The organism is Pandoraea sp. E26, assembly GCF_000681415.1.
GTDB lineage: Bacteria > Pseudomonadota > Gammaproteobacteria > Burkholderiales > Burkholderiaceae > Pandoraea > Pandoraea pnomenusa.
On the sequence record NZ_AYXJ01000037.1, the window covers coordinates 16,765 to 37,838 of the forward strand.

General features: G+C 65.6%; 17 protein-coding genes, 1 pseudogene and 1 riboswitch. Of the genes and pseudogenes, 12 read left to right on the top strand and 6 right to left on the bottom strand.

The genetic code is table 11. The features are described 5' to 3' along the window. Positions 1–26 precede the first annotated feature (26 nt). The 4 genes from boxC to W930_RS0122635 all read left to right on the top strand — a co-directional run bounded on the left by boxC (position 27) and on the right by W930_RS0122635 (position 5,438). Positions 27–1,682, top strand: a complete 1,656-nt coding sequence (boxC, locus tag W930_RS0122615) for a 2,3-epoxybenzoyl-CoA dihydrolase (protein WP_023595045.1) — start codon at positions 27–29, stop codon at positions 1,680–1,682. Positions 1,683–1,788: 106 nt separating this feature from the next. Next, the gene (gene boxB, locus W930_RS0122620; protein ID WP_023595046.1) at positions 1,789–3,216 is read left to right on the top strand and encodes a benzoyl-CoA 2,3-epoxidase subunit BoxB; all 1,428 of its coding nucleotides are present in this window, start codon (positions 1,789–1,791) and stop codon (positions 3,214–3,216) included. Between the two features lie 55 nt (positions 3,217–3,271). Beyond that, positions 3,272–4,528, top strand: a complete 1,257-nt coding sequence (gene boxA / locus W930_RS0122625; protein ID WP_023871872.1) for a benzoyl-CoA 2,3-epoxidase subunit BoxA — start codon at positions 3,272–3,274, stop codon at positions 4,526–4,528. 328 nt (positions 4,529–4,856) lie between these two features. Further along, the gene (locus W930_RS0122635; RefSeq protein WP_023595048.1) at positions 4,857–5,438 is read left to right on the top strand and encodes a DJ-1/PfpI family protein; all 582 of its coding nucleotides are present in this window, start codon (positions 4,857–4,859) and stop codon (positions 5,436–5,438) included. Between the two features lie 66 nt (positions 5,439–5,504). Here the strand turns inward: W930_RS0122635 and W930_RS0122640 are convergent, their stop codons facing one another. Further along, on the bottom strand, positions 5,505–6,023 hold the full coding sequence (locus tag W930_RS0122640; protein ID WP_024788712.1) for a DUF523 domain-containing protein: 519 nt from the start codon (positions 6,021–6,023) through the stop codon (positions 5,505–5,507). Between the two features lie 156 nt (positions 6,024–6,179). On the opposite strand from W930_RS0122640, the gene W930_RS0122645 reads away from it, so the two are divergent. The 3 genes from W930_RS0122645 (at position 6,180) to nrdR (ending at position 9,695) form a co-directional block, all read left to right on the top strand. Further along, a complete protein-coding gene (locus W930_RS0122645) occupies positions 6,180–7,484 on the top strand; it encodes a hypothetical protein (RefSeq protein ID WP_023871870.1) in 1,305 nt (434 codons plus the stop codon). A gap of 256 nt (positions 7,485–7,740) precedes the next feature. Next, positions 7,741–7,848: riboswitch (ZMP/ZTP riboswitch) on the top strand. 98 nt (positions 7,849–7,946) lie between these two features. Beyond that, entirely contained in the window at positions 7,947–9,194 is a 1,248-nt protein-coding gene (gene glyA / locus W930_RS0122655) for a serine hydroxymethyltransferase (RefSeq protein ID WP_023595052.1), read from the top strand. 18 nt (positions 9,195–9,212) lie between these two features. Beyond that, positions 9,213–9,695 carry a transcriptional regulator NrdR gene (nrdR, locus tag W930_RS0122660; protein ID WP_023595053.1) on the top strand — a complete coding sequence of 161 codons (483 nt, stop codon included), beginning with the start codon at positions 9,213–9,215 and terminating at the stop codon, positions 9,693–9,695. A gap of 163 nt (positions 9,696–9,858) precedes the next feature. On the opposite strand, the gene W930_RS0122665 is transcribed toward nrdR, so the two are convergent. Both W930_RS0122665 and W930_RS0122675 read right to left on the bottom strand, forming a co-directional pair. After that, complete coding sequence (locus W930_RS0122665; RefSeq protein WP_023871869.1) at positions 9,859–10,923, bottom strand: porin; 1,065 nt, start codon at positions 10,921–10,923, stop codon at positions 9,859–9,861. Between the two features lie 574 nt (positions 10,924–11,497). Continuing rightward, positions 11,498–12,427: a LysR family transcriptional regulator gene (locus W930_RS0122675; protein ID WP_023595055.1), complete on the bottom strand. Its 930-nt coding sequence runs from the start codon at positions 12,425–12,427 to the stop codon at positions 11,498–11,500. A 215-nt stretch (positions 12,428–12,642) separates the two neighbouring features. On the opposite strand from W930_RS0122675, the gene W930_RS0122680 reads away from it, so the two are divergent. The 4 genes and pseudogenes from W930_RS0122680 to W930_RS0122695 all read left to right on the top strand — a co-directional run bounded on the left by W930_RS0122680 (position 12,643) and on the right by W930_RS0122695 (position 17,966). Further along, positions 12,643–13,548: a VOC family protein gene (locus W930_RS0122680; protein WP_023871867.1), complete on the top strand. Its 906-nt coding sequence runs from the start codon at positions 12,643–12,645 to the stop codon at positions 13,546–13,548. Positions 13,549–13,616: 68 nt separating this feature from the next. After that, a pseudogene (locus W930_RS0122685) lies at positions 13,617–14,537 on the top strand (NAD(P)-dependent oxidoreductase); the annotation flags it as partial. 123 nt (positions 14,538–14,660) lie between these two features. Next, on the top strand, positions 14,661–16,175 hold the full coding sequence (locus W930_RS0122690) for an aldehyde dehydrogenase family protein (protein WP_023595058.1): 1,515 nt from the start codon (positions 14,661–14,663) through the stop codon (positions 16,173–16,175). A gap of 423 nt (positions 16,176–16,598) precedes the next feature. Next, a complete protein-coding gene (locus W930_RS0122695; RefSeq protein WP_023595059.1) occupies positions 16,599–17,966 on the top strand; it encodes a DUF3100 domain-containing protein in 1,368 nt (455 codons plus the stop codon). A gap of 175 nt (positions 17,967–18,141) precedes the next feature. Here W930_RS0122695 and W930_RS29345 read toward each other — a convergent pair whose 3' ends face one another. The 3 genes from W930_RS29345 to W930_RS30275 form a co-directional block, all read right to left on the bottom strand. Further along, positions 18,142–18,729, bottom strand: coding sequence for an EF-hand domain-containing protein (locus W930_RS29345; RefSeq protein ID WP_051610670.1), 588 nt, complete (start codon positions 18,727–18,729; stop codon positions 18,142–18,144). Positions 18,730–18,818: 89 nt separating this feature from the next. Then, positions 18,819–19,085 (bottom strand): glycine zipper 2TM domain-containing protein, encoded by a 267-nt coding sequence (locus W930_RS0122705; RefSeq protein ID WP_025250512.1) that lies wholly within the window; start codon positions 19,083–19,085, stop codon positions 18,819–18,821. A 145-nt stretch (positions 19,086–19,230) separates the two neighbouring features. Then, positions 19,231–19,644 carry a hypothetical protein gene (locus W930_RS30275; protein WP_145929469.1) on the bottom strand — a complete coding sequence of 138 codons (414 nt, stop codon included), beginning with the start codon at positions 19,642–19,644 and terminating at the stop codon, positions 19,231–19,233. Positions 19,645–20,429: 785 nt separating this feature from the next. Between W930_RS30275 and W930_RS29350 the strand changes: the two genes are divergently transcribed. After that, positions 20,430–21,071, top strand: coding sequence for a TetR/AcrR family transcriptional regulator (locus W930_RS29350; protein ID WP_023595064.1), 642 nt, complete (start codon positions 20,430–20,432; stop codon positions 21,069–21,071). The last annotated feature ends 3 nt before the right edge of the window (positions 21,072–21,074 follow it).

The following is a 21,074-nucleotide window of genomic DNA, read 5'->3' on the forward strand; positions in this document are numbered from 1 at the left end:
GATCATTATTCGTGTTGGAGGCAATCATGTTCGGCAAACCCCACGTCGACTATCGTACGGACCCCTCGCAGTACAAGCACTGGAAGCTGAGCTTCGACGGCCCCGTCGCCACGCTCGCCATCGACATTGCGGAAGACGGCGGCATTCGCGAAGGCTACAAGCTCAAGCTCAATTCGTACGACCTGGGCGTGGACATCGAACTGCACGATGCCATTCAGCGCATCCGCTTCGAACATCCGGAAGTCAAGACCGTGGTGGTCACCAGCGCCAAGGACCGCGTGTTCTGCTCTGGCGCGAACATCTTCATGCTGGGCCTGTCGTCGCACGCCTGGAAAGTCAATTTCTGCAAGTTCACCAACGAAACGCGTAACGGTCTCGAGGATTCCAGCCGCCACTCCGGCCTGAAGTTCCTCGCCGCCGTGAACGGTGCATGCGCGGGCGGCGGCTACGAGCTGGCGCTGGCCTGTGACGAGATCTATCTGGTCGACGACCGCTCGTCGTCGGTTGCGCTGCCGGAAGTGCCGCTGCTCGGCGTACTGCCGGGCACCGGCGGCCTCACGCGCCTGACGGACAAGCGCCATGTGCGTAACGACCGGGCCGACATTTTCTGCACCATTGTGGAAGGCATTCGCGGCGAGCGAGCCAAGCAGTGGCGTCTGGTCGACGAAGTCGTGAAGCCCGCGCAGTTCGCGCAGACGATCGCGGCACGTGCGCTGGAGCTCGCGCAAGGCAGCGATCGTCCGGGCGGCAAGGGCGTGACGCTCACGCGCATCGAGCGCACCGACGAGCCGGACGCGATCCGCTACGAATTCGTCGAAGTGGAAATCGACCGCGCCAATCGCACGGCGAGCCTCACCGTCAAGGCGCCGAAGTCGGCCCCGCCCGCCGACATCGCGGGCATCGAGGCGGCCGGCATCAACTGGTGGCCGCTGAAGATGGCACGCGAACTCGACGACGCCATTCTCAACCTGCGCACCAACGAGCTCGACATCGGCACGTGGCTGCTGCGCACCGAAGGCGACGCGAAGCACGTACTTGCCGCCGATGCCTCGTTGCTCGCGCATCAGGACCACTGGTTCGTGCGCGAGACGATCGGCATGCTGCGCCGCACGTTCGCGCGCATCGATGTGTCGTCGCGCTCGCTTTTCGCCCTGATCGAACCCGACTCGTGCTTCACCGGCACGCTCGCCGAGTTCGCCTTTGCCGCCGATCGCACCTACATGGCGTCGCTGCCGGCAAGCGAGGAAGACGAGCCGGCCATCACGCTCACCGAGGTCAATTTCGGCCTGCTGCCGATGGTGACGGACCAGTCGCGCCTGGCGCGCCGGTTCTACGAGAACGCCGAGGAACTCGACGCGGTGCGCGCCACGATCGGCCGCCAGGTGCGTCCGGACGAAGCCGAGCGACTCGGTCTGGTGACGGCCGCCGTGGACGATCTCGACTGGCCCGACGAAATCCGCATCGCCATCGAGGAGCGTGCGGCCATGTCGCCCGACGCGCTCACCGGCATGGAGGCAAACCTGCGCTTCAACGGCCGCGAGACGATGAATACGCGCATCTTCGGCCGCCTGTCCGCCTGGCAGAACTGGATTTTCATTCGTCCGAACGCCGTGGGCGAGAAGGGGGCGCTGAAGGTCTACGGCAAGGGCAACAAGGCGCAGTTCGATCTGAATCGCGTCTGACCGGGACGCACGCAAGGACCGGTCGTCGCGCGACGCAAGGCGACGCGCGACGACATCCAACGAGACGTTTTCCACAGAATACGCACGAGACACGAGGATTCCCACGATGGCTTCGATCAACTACAGCGAGAAGATCCCCAACAACGTCAACCTGTCGGATGACCGCACGCTCCAGCGCGCGCTCGAACAGTGGCAACCGAATTTTTTGTCCTGGTGGGGCGACATGGGCCCGGAAGGCTCGCATGGATTTGACGTCTATCTGCGCACGGCGGTGAGCGTCGATCCGGGCGGCTGGGCGCACTTCGATCATGTGAAGATGCCGGACTATCGCTGGGGTATCTTCCTCACGCCGGGCGAGGCCGATCGCAAGATCCATTTCGGCGAGCACAAGGGCGAGGCCGCGTGGCAGGAGGTGCCGGGCGAGCATCGCGCGAACCTGCGCCGCATCATCGTGACGCAGGGCGATACGGAGCCGGCGTCGGTCGAGCAACAGCGTCACCTCGGACTCACGGCGCCCTCGATGTACGACCTGCGCAACCTGTTCCAGGTGAACGTGGAAGAGGGCCGCCACCTGTGGGCGATGGTCTATCTGCTGCATCGCTACTTCGGCCGCGACGGCCGCGAGGAAGCCGAAGCGCTGCTCGGCCGACGTTCGGGCGACGAGGACAATCCGCGTATTCTGGGCGCGTTCAACGAGAAAACGCCGGACTGGCTGTCGTTCTACATGTTCACGTACTTCACGGATCGCGACGGCAAGTTCCAGCTCTCGGCGCTGGCCGAGTCGGGTTTCGACCCGCTCGCGCGCACCACGAAGTTCATGCTCACCGAAGAAGCGCACCATATGTTCGTGGGCGAGTCGGGCGTGTCGCGCGTCATCGCCCGTACCGCGCAGGTGATGAACGAACTGAAGACCGACGATGTGGCGAAGCTGCGCGCGGCAGGCGTGATCGATCTGCCGACCATTCAGCGCTACATCAACTTCCACTATTCCGTGACGATCGACCTGTTCGGCGCGGACCAGTCGTCGAACGCCGCCATCTTCTACAGCTCGGGTCTCAAGGGGCGTTACGAGGAAAGCAAGCGCGACGACGACCACCAGCTCAATGGCCAGATGTATCGCCTGCTGGACGTGGACAACGGCCGGCTCGTGGAGCGCGAAGTGCCGATGCTCAACGCGATGAACGAAGTGCTGCGCGATGACTACATCAAGGACTCGGTCGCGGGCGTGAACCGCTGGAACAAGGTGCTGGAGAAGGCCGGCATCGATTTTCGCCTGACCGTGCCCCACAAGGCGTTCAACCGCCAGATCGGCACGTTCGCGGGGGTGCGCGTGTCGCCGGACGGTCGTGTGGTGAGCGAGACCGAATGGGCCGCGCACGAGCGCGAGTGGCTGCCGTCGTCGGAAGACCGTGCCTACGTCGCGTCGCTCATGGGCCGCGTGACCGAGCCGGGCAAGTTCGCGAACTGGATCGCGCCGCCCCCGATCGGCATCAACCGCCAGCCGATCGACTTCGAGTACGTGCGCTTCAACTGATGACGCGGGGGGCCATGCAGCCCCCCAGGCGCATTCCCCACAAGGAGACAGCATCATGAACGGCCCCGTTCCGGTCGAAGTTCTTAAGCAGCATCTGATCGATCCGGAGATCTGCATTCGCTGCAACACCTGCGAGGAGACGTGTCCGATCGACGCGATCACGCACGACGACAACAACTATGTCGTGCGCGCGGACACGTGCAATGGATGCATGGCGTGTATCTCGCCGTGCCCGACGGGGGCGATCGACAACTGGCGCGACGTGCTCAGGGCCGAAGCCTATTCCATCGACGATCAGCTCACCTGGGACGAACTTCCGGTGCAGGACGACGCCATTGCCGGCCAGGGATCGATCGGCGAGGCCGCATCCGCCCCGGCGGGCGTCAATCCGTCGGACGCGCCGGAACCGGTCATCGGTGGCTCGGATCTCGTACGCGGTTCGGTCGTGCCGCCGTGGTCGGCGGCAAAGCCGAACGTCAACCTCTACAACCACAAGGCGCCGGTGCAGGCCACCGTGGTCGGCAACTACCGTCTGACCGACACGAGCGCCGAGAGCGACATTCATCACATCGTGCTGGACTTCGGCAAGCAACCGTTCCCGGTGCTCGAGGGACAGTCGATCGGCATCATCCCGCCGGGCACTACCGCCGACGGGCGCGCGCATCACGCACGGCAGTACTCGATCGCGTCGCCGCGCGACGGCGAGCGACCCGGTTACAACAACCTGGCGCTGACGGTCAAACGCGTCACGAAGGACCATCACGATCAGGCGGTCGGCGGGGTGTGCTCGAACTATCTGTGCGATCTGAAGAAGGGCGACGTGGTGAACGTGATGGGCCCGTTCGGCAGCACGTTCCTCATGCCGAATCACGCCGATTCGCATCTGTTGATGATCTGCACCGGCACGGGGGCGGCGCCCATGCGCGCCATGACCGAGTATCGTCGCCGTCGGCGCCTGAAAGGCGCGACGGGCAAGCTGATGCTGTTCTTCGGCGCGCGCACGCAGGGCGAGCTCCCGTACTTCGGTCCGCTGCTCAATCTGCCGAAGGATTTCATCGACACGAACCTCGCGTTCTCGCGCACGCCGGGGCAGCCCAAGCGCTACGTGCAGGACGCCATGCGCGAGCGCGCGACCGACGTGGCAGCGTTGCTCCGGCACGACCACACTTATATCTACGTGTGCGGCCTGAAGGGCATGGAGGATGGCGTGCTGCAAGTGCTGCAGACCATCGCGGGCGAGGCCGGTCTCGACTGGCAGGCGCTGTGGCAGCGGATGAAGACGGAAGGGCGTCTGCATCTCGAAACCTATTGACGAGTCCGGCTCGCGCGGCGTCTCCTCGAGCGAGGCACCGCCGGGCAACCGCTTGACCGACGGCGTTTTGCGCCGACTTGATACCGCGTGCCCCGGCACGCGGTTTTTTTTCGTCCGAAGGGTATTCGTAATACGCCAGGGATGGGGCGCGACGGGGCCGAAATGGGGCCATGATGGGACCACCATGGGGCCGCGATGGCCGCGGCGCGGCCGAATGCGATCGGCGCGACGGTGGCCCGGGTTCGCGGCCGTCCCGGTGACGTCACCGGAATTGAGTAACATGGAAGGGCGGTTCTCCCCTCCCTCTTTTCTCTGAATGGAGCGTCACATGGGCAAGAAGCGGATTTTGGTACTCGCGGGCGACTACGTCGAAGACTACGAACTGATGGTGCCGGTGCAGGCGCTGATGGCCGTGGGCCATCGGGTGGAGGTGGTCTGCCCCGGCAAGAAGGCGGGCGACAAGGTGCGCACTGCGATTCACGATTTCGAGGGCGATCAGACCTACAGCGAGAAGCGCGGCCACGACTTCACCCTCAACGCCACGTTCGACGGCCTGTCGCCAGCCGACTTCGACGCGCTGGTCATTCCCGGCGGACGCGCCCCCGAATACCTGCGCCTGAACGATGCGGTGCTCGAGGCGGTGAAGCATTTTGCGCAGAACGACAAGCCCATTGCCGCGATCTGCCACGGCGCGCAACTCCTGGCGGCGGCCGGCGTGATCGAAGGACGGGAGTGTTCGGCCTACCCCGCGTGTGCGCCGGAAGTGCGCCTGGCCGGCGGGAAGTACATGGAGATCGGCATTGATGAAGCGCACACCGACGGCAAACTTGTGACTGCGCCGGCCTGGCCGGCTCATCCGGCCTGGATCGCCCAGTTCCTTGCGGTGCTCGGCACGAAGATCGAGTTGTAACGACGCACGCCAGGCGGCGCTTGGGGCGTCGCCATATCGCCGCGCTGTCTGCGCGCTATCGGCCTGCTATCGGCGCTCGTCGATGGCGCGCAGTCTCGCATCCGCCTCGGCGAGCGTGTGTTCGCTGAACACCTCGATACCGTGGCGTCGCAACCAGGCCGCCGTCACGCCCGCTTCCCGCACCTTCCCGCCCGTGAAGCTGCCGTCGTAGATCGACGTGCTGCCGCACGACGGGCTGTCCTCCTTGAGGACGGCAATGCGTACGCCATGACGCAGCGCCAACGCGAGTGCCTGCCGTGCGCCGTCGAGAAAGGCAGCGCTCACGTCGGCGCCGGTATCGTCGATCACGCGTGCGCGCTGGAGCCAGACGGCGTCGCCACCGGCGGCGCCTTCGATTTCGGCGGGCGGCCGCGGCGTGGGCAGGCCGCCCGCGACTTCCGGACAGACCGGGACGATGCGACCTTCGGCATGCCAGCGCTCGAGAAAGGCGGCGGCTTCGGATTCGCAAGACGCGCTGCGTCCGTGATAGCGAACCGGATGGCCGAGCAGGCAGCTGCTGACAAGAATGCGGGCAAGCGTAGACATGGGACGAGCCTATCACGTGCGGCGGAATTGTCCGATGTTGCCTCATTTTCGAAAGCTGGCCGCGCACTGCCGCAGCAACATCGGCCGATCTCGAACGGGTCGGCCGGCCCGCGCACTGCGTGCCGGGGCCTCGCCATACGACGAAGGAGGGTCGTCATGGATATCCACGGCTATTTGTCAGGCGCGCAAGCGGCAGCGGCCAAACCGGCGCCGACGACACCCCAGGCATCCCCGGCATCCGGTCCGGGCGCGCCCGGCGGCATCGCGGCGGCGCTGGCGCTGCCGGCCACGATGACGACTTTCGGCCGTCTTGGGGCCGTTGCGGGATGCGACGGCTGCGATGTGCCGCTGCCGGGCATCGGACCCCATGATTTCGGCGCGGCGCAGCGTGTTCACGAGGCGGCACCGGAACCGGCTGCGGTGCAGATGCGGCTCGGCCCGCACGCGGACGCGTCCCGGTTCGTCGTCAGGGCGTATCCGGATGCCCGGCAGGCGTCGCTGGCCTGGTTCGCGTCCAGGCTCTTCGGTGCGTTGGGGCTGGTGACGCCGACAGCGATCCTGGTTCGGGGCTGTGCAGCGGCATACGACGGCACGCTTGATGCGACGCGTGTCTTTCTGGCAACGCCGTATCTGCCCGGTTACTCGAGCCTTGGCCGTTGGCTCGAGAGCGATGCCGCGAGCCGCGTCGTCGATGGCGCTGCGCCTCGCGCTCAGGGTGCGGCGAGGGCATTCGATCGCCTTGGGGAAGGCCAGCCCGGTGACGACGCCAACCGGTGGCGCACGCAACGCTGCGCCATGCTGCCCGACATCTATCAATGTGAACTCGAGCGCCAGTACCTCGCCGCCCTTTGGCTGGACAACCGGACGCTGTGCGATGCGGCCATGGAGAACGTGGGGATCTGGCGGGATCAGAACGATCTGCCGCACGTGATGACGGTGGAATTCGGGGCTTGCCTGTGCGCGGACGCCTTGAACGATATCGATGCCCCACCGCAGCGCATGGACGGTGCCGCGCCACCATGGGTCGATCGGACGCGCGTGTCATGCAACGCTGTCGGCACCCCGTTTGTGCGTCGGTTGGCGGGGTTCGTGCCGCACGCTCACGAGAAGACGATTCGCGACGAATTGAGACAGCCGGACGGTGTGCGAGCGGTGGCGGCGGAAATGGCGTTTCGTCTTGGCCGCATCGATGCGGCGACGATACGACCGTGGGCGGCCGATGCCTGTCAGCTTGCCCGCGAGGCGCAGGCGCTGGCCGGGCACGGGGACGATACGCGCGATGCCGACGCGTTGGTCGACCATGTGATGGCCAGACGCGGCGAGGTGCTGAGGCACCTGGGTGGAGAGCTGACGGCCCGTGCCTGGGCGCGTCTGTACCCGACGCGGGCGGCCGCCATCAGCGCGCAGCAGGCGCTGTTCCTCGCGCTGGCCCCCGCGGCGCGCACGACCGGCCTTGCATGACGGCGGGCTCGGCGACCGGTTCCCCCTCGTTGGTACGCCTGTCGAATGCCGGGCGGCCTTCGCGGCACCATGTCGGCGCCGGGCCGTAAGGTTTCCATCATTGGCATGTCCGGCGGCGGAAGCATTGAAATCGCCTGTCTGTGCGGCACCGCGCCGGCGCTGTCGCAGTTGCGTCACGGGGCGTTCTGCAGGGTGGCGGTGCGGGTTTCCGAGCCGGTTGCCTAACGCCGCAAGCTCGCATAAACTATTGACGCCACAAACCCCGCGTGACTGGCGATTAGGGTGCACAGCCTTGTGCGCCCGAGGTGGATCAACCCACCGGGAAGCGCCGGGGTCTTATTTGCCGTTCGCCTGGGCAGCCGTGATGGTTGGTGCTGCCCTGTCTATCGTCTTCCGAAGCACAAAGGAAGGCGCGCTGCACCATCCCCTCCCGGAAAACCTGTTCAATTCAACGGAACCGCCATGTTCGACAAATCGAAATCCACCGTTGCCGCCGTCGATCCCGACGTGTGGGCCGCGATTCAGAAGGAAAACCAGCGTCAGGAAGACCACATCGAGCTGATCGCGTCGGAAAACTACACCAGCCCGGCCGTGATGGAAGCGCAGGGCTCGCAACTGACCAACAAGTATGCGGAAGGTTATCCGGGCAAGCGCTATTACGGTGGTTGCGAGTATGTCGACGTGGTCGAACAACTGGCGATCGATCGGGTGAAGGCGCTGTTCGGTGCCGAGGCCGCGAACGTGCAGCCGAACTCCGGCTCGCAGGCCAACCAGGGCGTGTACTTCGCCATGCTCAAGCCGGGCGACACGATCATGGGCATGAGCCTCGCCCACGGCGGTCACCTCACGCACGGCTCGCCGGTCAACATGTCGGGCAAGTGGTTCAACGTGGTGAGCTACGGCCTGAACGAGAACGAAGACATCGATTACGACGCTGCCGAGAAACTCGCGCAGCAACACAAGCCGAAGATGATCGTGGCGGGCGCATCGGCCTTCGCCCTGAAGATCGACTTCGAGCGCATGGCGCGCATCGCCAAGTCGGTCGGCGCCTATTTCATGGTCGACATGGCGCACTATGCCGGCCTGATCGCCGCGGGCGTGTACCCGAACCCCGTGCCGCACGCCGATTTCGTGACGACCACCACGCACAAGAGCCTGCGCGGCCCACGCGGCGGTGTGATCCTGATGAAGGCCGAGTTCGAGAAGGCCATCAATTCGGCGATCTTCCCGGGAATCCAGGGTGGCCCGCTCATGCACGTGATCGCCGGCAAGGCCGTCGCGTTCAAGGAAGCCGCCACGCCGGAATTCAAGGCGTATCAGGAACAAGTCGTGAAGAACGCACGCGTGCTGGCCGAGACGCTGGTCAAGCGTGGCCTGCGCATCGTGTCGGGCAAGACCGAATCGCACGTGATGCTGGTCGACCTGCGCGCCAAGAACATCACCGGCAAGGCTGCCGAAGCCGCGCTGGGTGAAGCGCACATCACCGTCAACAAGAACGCCATTCCGAACGATCCGGAAAAGCCGTTCGTGACGAGCGGCGTGCGTCTGGGCTCGCCGGCCATGACCACGCGTGGCTTCAAGGAAGCTGAAGCCGAGCTGGTCGGCAACCTGATCGCCGACGTGCTGGACAACCCGGAAAACGCCGAAACGCTGGCCACGGTCCGCGCCAAGGTCGCCGAGTTGACCAAGCGCTTCCCGGTCTACGGCTAAGCCGACGGCGTCGCACGCATGCGCTGCCCGTTCTGCCGGCACGACGACACGCAGGTCATCGACTCGCGTGAAGCGGAAGACGGCGCCGCCATTCGGCGACGCCGGAAATGCCCGTCGTGCGACAAGCGATTCACCACGTACGAGCGTGTCGAACTTGCCATGCCCGCGGTCGTCAAGAAAGACGGCAGCCGGGCCGAGTACGATCGCGCGAAGGTGCGTGCGAGTATGCAACTGGCGATTCGCAAACGCCCCGTGAGTGCCGAAGCGATGGATGCCGCGATTGCGCGCATCGAATACAAGCTGCTGGCCGGCGCGGAGCGCGAAGTGATGAGCCAGCGTATCGGCGAACTGGTCATGCGCGAACTCAAGCGCCTCGACAAGATCGCCTATATCCGCTTTGCCTCCGTGTATCGCAGCTTCGAAGACATTGCGGAGTTCCGCGATGTCCTCGAGGAAATCGACAGCACCGACCTCAAGCCCAAGCGCAAGCCGGTGGCGTAGGACAGCGCGAGAGGCCGCGATGCGGTCTGAACGAGCGACGAAAAACCCGTCGCGCCTGAAAGGGCGCGGCGGGTTTTTTCATGGTGGACGGCACCGTGGGCGCGGACGACGGGCGCTGGCACCCGTTGCCCGGCGACGCGCAAGTCAACAGCGCCGCATGCGCTCAGAACGAGTGCGACACCCCGATGTAGGCGCCGGTCTGGCTCTTGCCTGGCGGCGGGTTGTCAAGCGAGTCGCTCGGAATGGCGGCGACTGAGAAGCTTTGGTTGGCGCTGTTCTTCACGTAGGCGACGGTGCCATACAGGAACGTGCGTTTGGACAGGTTGTACGTGGTGCCGAGCTCGAACATTGTCGCGTGTCCGAAACCGCCCGGCACGTTCACGTGGTAGACCGCCGCGTTGGCCGCCCACACGGCCGTCGCCTGCCATTTCACCCCGGCCCAGTAGTGATCGGCGCGCGTGGCGAAATCGGGGGCGGGGGCGTCAGGCGCCGACATGTGTGTGTAGCCCAGCGAGATCGTGAAGCGATTCAGGAAGACATTCGCTCCCGCGAAATACTCGCGCGAGGTGGCGAACACGTCCGTGAATCGCCCGTTGGTGTCGCGAATTTCGTCATACAACGCGCGCAACTGGAAACGATCGTGCGTGTAGGTCAACTGGGCGCCCATGCCACGCCCGTTGTTGAACTGTCCGGCGATATTCGAGAATGCGTATTGGCCGGCGATATCGAATCCGTACCAGTTCGGACTCTGGTAATTGACGGTATTGCTCGCTTGCGGCCAGTTGCGTCCGCGCACGAGCGATGCCGACGAGAAGGCCTGCTGCTGGAAGGGATCGAAATCCCAGACGCCATTGCTGATGAACAGGTTGCGGCCGAGCGTGAGCTGACCCCACGAGCGGGAATTGAAGCCGACCAGGGCACGCCGATCGAAGATCGAGCCGGAACCGTTGTTGTTGTAGCCGTTCATCAACTGGAAGCCGCCTTCCAGATTGAATACCGCATGCAATCCCTGCCCGAGATCTTCATATCCGCGCAGGCCGAACAGGCTGGTGCCGAAGTCGCCGCCCTGAGCGCTCCAGCGCGACGTCGTGCCGCCGTTGCCGTCCTGCAGGTTGTTCATGAACTGGAAGCCGCCATCGACACGGCCATAAAGTTGCACGCTCGACTGTGCGTGCGCGAACGAGCCGATGCCGCACAGCAGGCTGGCTGCGATGAGCTTCTTTTTCATGGTCTGTTCCCCAGGTTGCGTTTTGCCCCGCACCTTTCTCGCGTGGTTATGCCCGTCGTCGTCGGCCATCGCCCGTTTCGGGGCGAGGCAGGAGACGCTCGGGAAAGCCTGAATTTTCGTTACGAGTGACGAGAAATCGGCAAGCGGAAACGCCTGGGCAACGGGCGCCGCACGGGAGCGTGCGGGCGGTTGCGAGTGATGCCGGCACGCTCTGGTCGTCAGAGATCGTTTTCATGGCAGTCCACTGGCGTGAGGCCGTCTTCGGCGTGCTGCCACGCGCCGTCGGAATGACGCTCACGTGACACGCAGGGGCCGTCCGGCGACCGGAATCGGCTGGCGAGGCGCGCCAAGATGATCGATGTCTTGTACTGCGAGATAACTTTGCGCGCGACGCCCGGATGGCTTCTTTATAGCTGAATTCTCACGCCTGCAACATCGGGTAAAGGCTTAGTCGCCGGATTGTTGCGTGCCAGCAACCGAAACCGCCGTCAGTGCAACGGCCGACAAGGCCGTCGGCATCGGCGCGGCGCCGCACCGGCTTGCCGGGCGGTCGCCCGCGTGGCCCGCAGGCGCCTCAATCCGGCGCGCCGAAGGCTTCCATCTTGCTTGCCAGATGCGTGAGCAGCCGATTGGCCGCCCCGGAAAGCCGGCGGCCCGCGCGGGTGACGAGATGCGCCTCGGCGCGATTGAGGATCGGGTGATCGATCGGCAGCGCACTCAGAATGCCGGCTTCGATCTCCTGCGACACCGCGAACGCGGGCAGGAACGTCGCGCCCAATCCGGCGCGAACGAAGTGCTTGAGCACGGAAATCGAGTTGGTGGTGACCGCGGGCGAGAGCCGGCGCTTTTCGGACTGCTCGGCCATTTCCATCATCTGGCGGGTGCCGTAGGCCCCGTGCATGAGTGCGAGCGGCACGTCGTAGAGCTCGTCCAGACGCAAGGCGCCCGCCTGGGCCGCGCGTGCGACGAGCGGCGAATCGGGCGCGACGATGGCGTGCACGGGTTGGCGCAACTGCGCCCGGGAAACGATCTTGGGCTCCGCCGGCGGGTTGTAGACGAGCCCGATATCCGCGTCGTCCTCGGCAACCAGGCGCATCACTTCGTTGGTGCCGGCCAGATCGAGGGTGAGCGTGATGTCCGGGTAGCGCCTGCAGAAATACTGCAGCGGCGGGCCCATCAGATCGCTGACAAACCCCTCGCCAACGGCCAGTCGAATATGCCCGCGCCGAAGTCCGCGCACTTCCTGCAGCTTGGCAAGCAAGTCCTCCTGGTGGGCGCGTTGCTCCCGGTAGTACTCCATGAGCAGGCGGCCCGCCTGCGTGAGATGCACGCCGCGCTTGTGGCGTTCGATGAGCGGTAGCGACAGTTCGGCCTCGAGCAGGGCGATCTGGCGACTCACGGCGGACGGGGCGATGTCGAGCCGGTCGGCGGCGGCACGTACCGTGCCGCACTGGACGGCTTCGTACAAATAGGCCAGACGGCTCTCGTTGATGGCGGGTGTCATAGCCTAAAGACTAATTTTTAGAACAAAAATCTTCAAGCGTTGTCATTGAGCGTCGTTTTTTTTCAATCCACACTGCAAAACATGCGGATCGGCCCCATCGCCCGGCCCCGAACCCAGGCGAGGCCGGGCGACGGCGGCCCGATTCCGCGCCAGATGGCATGCGCCGCGATGCATGAGCGGCGCGGGACCCACGAACGATTCCACAGGAGACCCCGATGATTCCTCCGCGAAACACGCGATTCGGCATCGATCATCCGCTGGTCACCGTTCACGACCACCCGAGACGCCTCGCGCACTACGCGCGACTTGGTTTCTCGCCGTCGCCGGTGTCGTATCACCCGTGGGGCACGGTCACCTCGCTCATGATGTTCGCGGACAACTTCATCGAACTGATCGGCGTGGACGATCCCGCGAAGTTCGGCACGAACGCGGTGGGCGACTTCTGTTTCGGACGCTATCTCGGAAGCTTTCTCGCCCGGGAGGAGGGCGTCTCGCTCGTGGCACTGCACAGCAAGGACGCCCGGGCGGATCAGTCGCGTCTCGCCCAGGCCGGGCTCGAGACGCAGGGCATCATCGACTTCCGCCGTGCCATGCGCAAGCCGGACGGCACGCCCGACGAAGCGGTCGTCTCGCTGGGCTTGTTCCTCGACGACACGCTCGGCGACGCCTCCAATTTCATTTGCCACCAGCATCGCCCCGAACTGATCTGGGTGCCCGAGTGGCAGCGCCACCCGAACGGCGTGAGCGCCATTGTCGGCATCACGTACGTGACGCCGGACGCGACGGCGCTGCGTCAGCTCGCCACGCGCTGGCAGCGCCTCTACGGCGCGCGTCATGTGGATCTGTACGACGGGGGCGCGGTGGCCGACACCGGCTGCGGCCAACTGCTCGCGATGTCGCCGCAACGCGCCGAGGCGCGCTATGCCGCGGTGGGCCTGCCGATGGCACAGGGCACACGCACGCATGCGGTGGCGATCACGTTGCTTGCCCCCGATCTGGCGCGCATCGAGGCGATGTGGCGCGAGCACGGCGTGCCATACGGCTACAACGAGCACGGTCTGGTCGTGGAGCCCGAATTCGCGGGCAACGTCGTGCTGGAGTTCGTGAACCACCCGCATTGAAGTATTCCCAGGACATGTCCTGACGTGGGCCGTCCCGGGGCGGCGCGCGAAGCAAGCGACGTCGCCCGTGGGGGTGGCGTTATCCTCGCAGTCAATTTGGAGTCAACATGAAAATCATCGGAGTGGTCGGACTGGGCAACATGGGACGCGGCATGGCGCTGTCGTTGCAGCGCGGCGGTTTCACGGTGCTCGGCTTCGACCCGTCGCCGGCCGCGGGCGCGGCATTGGCCGACGCCGGCATCGGCCTGCGCGGGTCGGTGGCCGAACTCGCACGCGAAGCCGACGCGCTCGTGCTGTCGCTGCCGACCTCGCAAGTGGTCGAGGCCGTGGTCAACGGCGCCGACGGCATCGCCGCGAACGGCCGCGAAGGGCTGGTGGTGATCGACACCTCGACCGCCGATCCGCAGAGCACCCGGGCGCTGGCCGTCACGCTGCGCGAGAAGGGCATCGCGCTGGTCGACGCACCGGTGTCGGGCGGACCGAAGGGGGCGCTCAACGGCGCGCTCACGATGGTGCTGGGCGGCGCGGCCGAGGACGTCGCACGTATCGAGCCGGTGCTCGCGGCGATGTCGGCCAAGCGTGTGCACATCGGCGATGTGGGCGCGGGCCACGTGACCAAGCTCATCAACAACCTGATGTGCGCGGCGCATCTGATCGTGGCCGGTGAAGCCATGCGCCTGGCAACCGCTGCCGGCGTCGCGCCCGAACAAGTGCTCGAGGGGCTGAACGCTGGCTCGGGCCGCAGCGGTGTGACGCAAACCAACTATCCGACGTGGATCCTCAACGACGCCTTCGACTCGGGCTTCACGATGAAGCTCATGCGCAAGGACGTGCGTCTGGCGATGGCCCTCGCGGAGCAGGCGGGGACGCTCGCGACCGGGCCGTTGTCGGCCGAGGTCGGCCGCCTCTGGGCGGCGAGTGCCGCGACGGTGGGCGACGACGAGGACTTCAACCGTATCGTGCAGTTCATCGAGCCGGGACGGGCGTGAGCGTCGGCCGGGGCCGGCTGTTTTGAAGCGGGCGCGGTGACGTGAATCGTCACGGCCGATTTTCGATCTCTTCAGTTTTGCATAGGACGATGCGCCGCGAGGTGCATCGCACGGAGTTTTCTCATGGCAGACCAACAAGCCGCCGCGTTGCTCGGCGCATTCCACAAATTCTTTCCCAACGCCACCACCATCGGCTCGTACGTCAACGGTGAACTCGTCGAAGGCGCGGGCGACGCCGACATCGATATCGTGAACCCGGCCAGCGGGCAGAAAGTGCTGGCCTATCGCGACGCCGGCGCCGCGGTCGTTGCGCAGGCGGCCGATGCCGCGCAGGCCGCGCAAAAGACCTGGTGGGCGCTCACGCATGCCGCGCGCGGTCGCGTGATGCAGGCCGTCGGTGCAAAGATTCGCGAGAACGCGGAGGCGCTCGCCCAGCTCGAATCGATCGGCGCGGGCAAGCCGATCCGCGATTGCCGCGGCGAGGTCGGCAAGGTAGCCGAGATGTTCGAGTACTACGCCGGCTGGACCGACAAATTCTTCGGCGACGTGATCCCGGTGCCGAGCACGCACCTGAACTACACGCGCCGTGAAGCCATGGGCGTGGTGCTGCAGATCACCCCCTGGAACGCGCCCGTGTTTACTTGCGGCTGGCAGCTCGCGCCCGCCATCGCCATGGGCAACGGCGTGCTGCTCAAGCCGTCGGAACTCACCCCGGCGAGCTCGCTCGTCGTGGCGGCGCTGGCCGAGCAAGCCGGCGTGCCGCGCGGGCTCATCAACGTGCTGGCAGGCTTCGGTCACACCACGGGGCAGGCCGCCATTTCGCATCCGGTGGTCAAGAAGGTCGTGTTCGTCGGTTCGCCCGCGACCGGCAGCAAGATTGCCGCGGCCGCCGCGCAACGCCTGTTGCCTAGCGTGCTCGAGTTGGGCGGCAAGTCGGCGAACATCGTTTTCGACGACGCCGATCTGAAGCGCGCCTGCCTGGGCGCGCAGGCCGCCATCTTCTCCAGTGCGGGGCAGAGCTGCGTGGCCGGTTCGCGTTTGCTGGTGCAGCGCGGCGTGTACGACCGCATGATCGAGATGCTGGCGCGCGGCGCGGAGCAGATCCGCGTGGGCGAGCCGCTCGACGATGCCACCGAAGTCGGCCCGATCTGCAACCGAACGCAGTATCAGCACGTGATGAACATGATCGACGCGGGCGTCGCGGGCGGAGCGCGTCTGGCGGCCGGGTCGCAGCAGCGCGGCGACGGCGGCTTCTTCGTGCGCCCGACCGTGCTGGCCGATGCGAACAACGCGATGGGCGTGGCGCGCACCGAAATCTTCGGCCCGGTGGTGGTGGCCATTCCGTTCGACACCGAAGAGGAAGCGCTCGCGATCGCCAACGACAGCGAATTCGGCCTGGCCGGCGCCGTCTGGACGCAGGACGTGGCCCGTGCGCACCGTGTCGCGTCGCAGGTCAACGCCGGTACGTTCTGGATCAATGGCTACAAGACGATCAACGTCGCCTCGCCGTTCGGCGGATACCTCCACAGCGGCTATGGCCGCTCGAGCGGTGTGGAAGCGTTGTATGAGTACACGCAGACGAAGAGCGTGTGGGTCGAGACGGCCGCGAATCCGGCCACGCCGTTCGGTTACGTCTGATTCCCACGCAAATGGGCTGTCATCGTGCGTTCCGCGTTCGCGGATGCATCGTAAAGGTGTGAGAAATGTTGGAAGTGTGCCGGACATCGGTCGTGAGGCCCCGTCCGGCATGCGGCCGTTTCAGCCCGCGGGACAAGCGGCCGGAACGGTGATTTTGACCGCGTATAATGCCGCCCTCGGGTGGTTCGGCGCGGAACGCTGTTGCTGTCACCGAGGCGCGCCAATATGGCGAGCGCATTGGGTAAGGCGTGGTTGTTGATGCGCAGTGCCGCAGTGCCGAATGGCGCCGTGGGGTGCGTTCGCCGGGTTTCGCAACCCGGTGAGCGGCGCGCCGAATTTCCTTAACCACCGAAATGTTCGCGCATCTTCCGGGCAACCGGACGGCACCGGACCGGTTCAATAGCAAGTGCAGTGGAGACCCAGATGGCAGTCATGGAACAAAACGCGGCAAAGCCGCAAGGGGGCGCCTTCAGCGATGGCGTGCGCCTGTACGTATGGGCTATCGTGATCCTCGTGATCGCGGAGCTGATCGGGGCGATCAGCATCAGCGCCGGTCACGGCAAGATCGTGTTGTTGCCGATGGTCTGGGCGTTGTTGCTCGGCGCGGCGCTGGGTCTGGCACAGGCGCGGTTGCCGCGCTTCGCGCAGATCGACCTGCCGTTGCAGCACAAGGCGGCCGCCATTTTGCAACCGGCACTGCTGCTGTTCGTGGCGAAGCTCGGCCTGCTCGTGGGCGGTTCGCTGCCCAAGCTCGTGGCTGCCGGCTGGGCGCTGGTGTTCCAGGAGTTCGGCCACTTCGTGGGCACGATCATTCTGGGCCTGCCGGTCGCGCTCATGCTCGGTATCAAGCGCGAAGCGATCGGTGCGACCTTCTCGGTCGGCCGCGAGCCGAGCCTGGCCATCATCGGTGAAAAGTACGGCTTCGATTCGCCCGAAGGCCGCGGCGTCCTGGCCGAGTACCTGACCGGCACGGTTTTCGGCGCCGTGTTCATTTCGCTGTTCGCCGGCTTCGTCGCCAGTCTGAACCTGTTCCATCCGCACTCGCTTGCCATGGGCGCCGGCGTGGGCTCGGGCTCGATGATGGCGGCCGCAGCCGGCGCCATCGCCGCGCAACAAACGCCGGAAGTCGCGAAGGAAGTCGCCACGTTCGCGGCGGCGTCGAACCTGATCACGACGACCATTGGCACGTACTTCACGTTGTTCATCTCGCTGCCGCTCGCCGTGTGGGGCTACCGCGTGATGGAGCCGGTGCTCGGCCGTATCAGCAAGCGCGGTCGCGCCAACGCGGAAGCCGCTGCCGTGGCCGACGCCGAAGCCGCCAAGGAACTCAAGCAGGCCAGCACTGCGCACACCGTCGAAATGAATTTCGGTGCGCGTCTGTTCGCGTGGGTGTTCTCGGGCGCACTGGCGCTCGTGGGCAACAGCATGGCCTTCAAGACGCCGTTCCTCGACGGCGTTCCGGGCATGTTGATCATCATCTGCGCCGTGATCGTCGGCGAAGCGTTGTATTTCGTCACGCGCCGCAAGGTGCCGGCCGTATGCTGGGTGTCGCTGATCGCGATGTTCCTGACCTCGCCCGCGTTCCCCTTCGCGCCAGTGGTCGAACAGTTCACGGGCAAGATCAACTTCCTGGCCCTCGTCACGCCGATGCTGACCTACGCCGGTCTGTCGGTTGCCAAGGACGTTCCCGCGTTCCGTCGCCTCGGCTGGCGTATCGTGGTCGTGTCGTTCCTGGCCAACGCCGGGACGTTCCTCGGCGCGGCGATCATCGCTGAGTTCTTCCACGTGTAATGGGTGGGGGCGGTACGCGGCAGCAACAGGCCGCGCCGCCATCGAGGGGCAGTGACTCGTTGTCGCGGCCCCGGGGCTGCAAGTACAAAACGCCACGGCTTGCCGTGGCGTTTTGCTTTTCGCCAACCCCTTCGCTCCCTTTCGCTTGCAGGGGCTTGCGAGCCCGGGCGCGCGCTCAGGGTTTGGTCGTCGCTGCGTCGGCCTGCTCCCGTTCGTGGTAGTAACGGCGGAAGAACGCACGAATCTCCGCCGGGGAGAGTTTGCCGTCGTGATTCACGTCGATCTGGTCGAAATGCTGGTAGAGGAAGGGCTCGGCGGCCGCCGTTTCGTCGCGGCTCAGATAGCCGTCGCCGTCCTTGTCGGCCGCCCTGAAGTAGCGCTCGAAGGTTGCGCGGCGTGCCTGCAACTGATTGCGCTGGTAGGCGGCCCATTCATTGCGATCGATCTTGCCGTCGTGGTTCGCGTCGATCACGTCGAACGAGCGCTGCAAATAGAGCCCCAATGCGGCGTTCTGATCGGCCGCGTCGCCATAGTCAGGGCCTTGTGCCCCTGGTGCCGCAGCCGGCGGGGGCGGTGGCACCGGGGTGGTCGGTACCACGCCGTTGATCGGGGCGCGCGCCTGCTGTGCATAGCCCGGCACGGCGGCGAGCGTGAGTGCCGCCGCGCCGACACACAGGGCGGCTGCCGCGAGCGTGCGGCGACCGAGCCGACGCGCGGACAGCGTTCGAAGCGATCGTTGGCGGAGTGTCACTTGGGATGTCATGTCGCACTTCTCCTTATGGCTTGAGCAATGACGGCGGCGCGTGGCTCGCCCGGCGAGCACGCTGCCGCCCGGGAACGGCCCGTCAGCCGTCAGTAGCGGCGACGATCGTTCGTGATGACGTTACCGATCACACCGCCCACGACGGCGCCGCCCACGGTGGTGCCAAGGTCGCCGCCGGAGATAAGCGCACCACCCAGCGCGCCGACGCCGGCGCCGACCGCGGTGTTACGCGACTCGCGCGGCGTCATGCCGCCGCAGCCGGCCAGCGTGCCGACGAGCGCGGCGCCTACGAGCACCGGGGCCGCCTTACGGGAAAAATGCGAGAGGTGCGAGATCCATCGTTGTGTGGTTTTCATGACGCATGGCTCCTTCAAAGGGGCGAGGCCCCCGGGTATTCGCAGGTCGTCGTGTCCGGGCGGCCTGCCGTTTGATGAAAGCGGTGCTCGACGATCCCGCCGGGGACGGCGCATCGATGTCGTTCGACGCACATCGACGGACCCGTCAGTGCGCGGTGGCCGACCCCGGCTCCGGTGCGCCCGCGCCGCCTGCCGGATTCGATTCCTGGTAGGCCGGAGGCGGGGGCGGTGGCGGATACGGACGGCCCTGGGCATCGGACGCGTACGGCCTGCCCGAAGCATCCGTCGGCGGGTAGGGGCGCCCGTAGGCGTCGGTGCCCGGGGCAACCGGCGGAGGCGGTGCGGCATACGGGCTGCACGCCGAGCCCGGCGCATACGGCGGCGGTCCGCAATTGGGCTGGTACGCCGGATTCGTCGGTTCGTTACCTCGATAGGGCAGGCGTGGCTGGGGCGGCGCCTGGTATGCGCAGCCCGCCGTCGCCAGCATCAGGGCCGCCAGTCCTATGGCCGCCACCGTCCTGGCGGTGAATGGGGCGCGGTTCTCAGCATTCGTTCGCATCATGACCTCCTTGCGAGAGCGGTGTTCGTCCCACTCGTCGTCATCATGGATTCGAAAAAGCAAGGGCGATTCGGCTGGGCCGTCGACGCAGCCATCGAGCACCGCGCCGCCAACGTCATCCGACCAGCATCGCTTGCCGACCCATGTTGGACGCAAGTTGCGAAATTTGGATCGCCGGATCTTGTAAGCGTTTGTAATCGCCCTGGGACGCGCCGCAGGGCGGGCGTTTCCGGCCGGTGCGCTCGATAGGGCAGACGCAACGCCGAACGCTCACATGCAAGGTATGCGATGTAGTCCGAATTAATGTAGGAATGCTCCGACATCGCGCTGTCGGCAAACGGCGGAGGTGTGATGTAGGTAGCGACGCGCGACAGCGCGACATTCGATGCGAGGGGAATCGTCAATTCCGTATTCGTTGAAATATACGAACGCATGTGCGAAGCCGGCCCGCAGCGCGCTCATGTCCGCGGCGAGAAACATGACATCGAAACAGTTCAATTTTGAAGTATCTCGGGGCGGCCGTTTCACGGTCCGGACGCCTCGTCGGTCGTCCGGCGCTCATGCGCACATTGCGCGGCAAGACGGCGTAATACGCGATGTCTGTCATCGCAATTCACGTCGAATGCGTTTAAACACCGGGAAAGTCCGGGGGAGTGTTTGCGCTTAGTTTTCGCCGCAAGGGGCTTTTGCGCTGGCATACTGTGCGCGCTGACGTTCGGTATGCGCTTCAGTGGACGTTGAGAAATTTCGATCAAGGTGCCCGGCCTATCCGTGCAGGCTCACACATGCCACAAGTCAAGAAAGAAGACATTCGTCAGGCCATCCTGGAGGCGTCGCAGGCCCTATTTCTGGAAAAAGGGTATGTCGACACCACGATGGTGCAGATTGCCAAGCGCGCAGGTATTTCGCACGCGAACATCTACAGCTACTTCACGGCGAAGCTGCAAGTCTTCTTCTGTGTTTACGAAAAATGGTTCAAGGCGCGCGTCACCGCGATAGAGGCGGACGTTCTGGCCGCACACGGGGCCCATGCCCGCATGCGCACGCTGCTGGCCGGCACGCTGGTGCAATTGCCGCGGCTCGATAACGGCTTCTCGCACAATCTGGTCCAGGCGTTGGCCACCGTCAGCCCCGGCGACCCGTACGATCCGGCGTTGTTGCAGTGGTTTCGCGAACGCCTGTCGGGCATGTTGGCCGCGTGCGCCCCGAGCCTGGCTCGTGACAGTGTGCGACGCGCGCGTCTGGTCGACATCCTGGTGCTGACGTTCGACGGGTGCCTCGTCAATCATCATGTCAACCCGGCTTCGCTGCCCGACATCGCCATGCTCGAGGAGTTCGTGACGGCGTTCCTGTCGTCGGAGCCGGTCGAGCCCGCTCCCGCGCCGCACTCGCCGCTCACGCCGACAGGCTCCGCGGCGGCGGCCTGACAG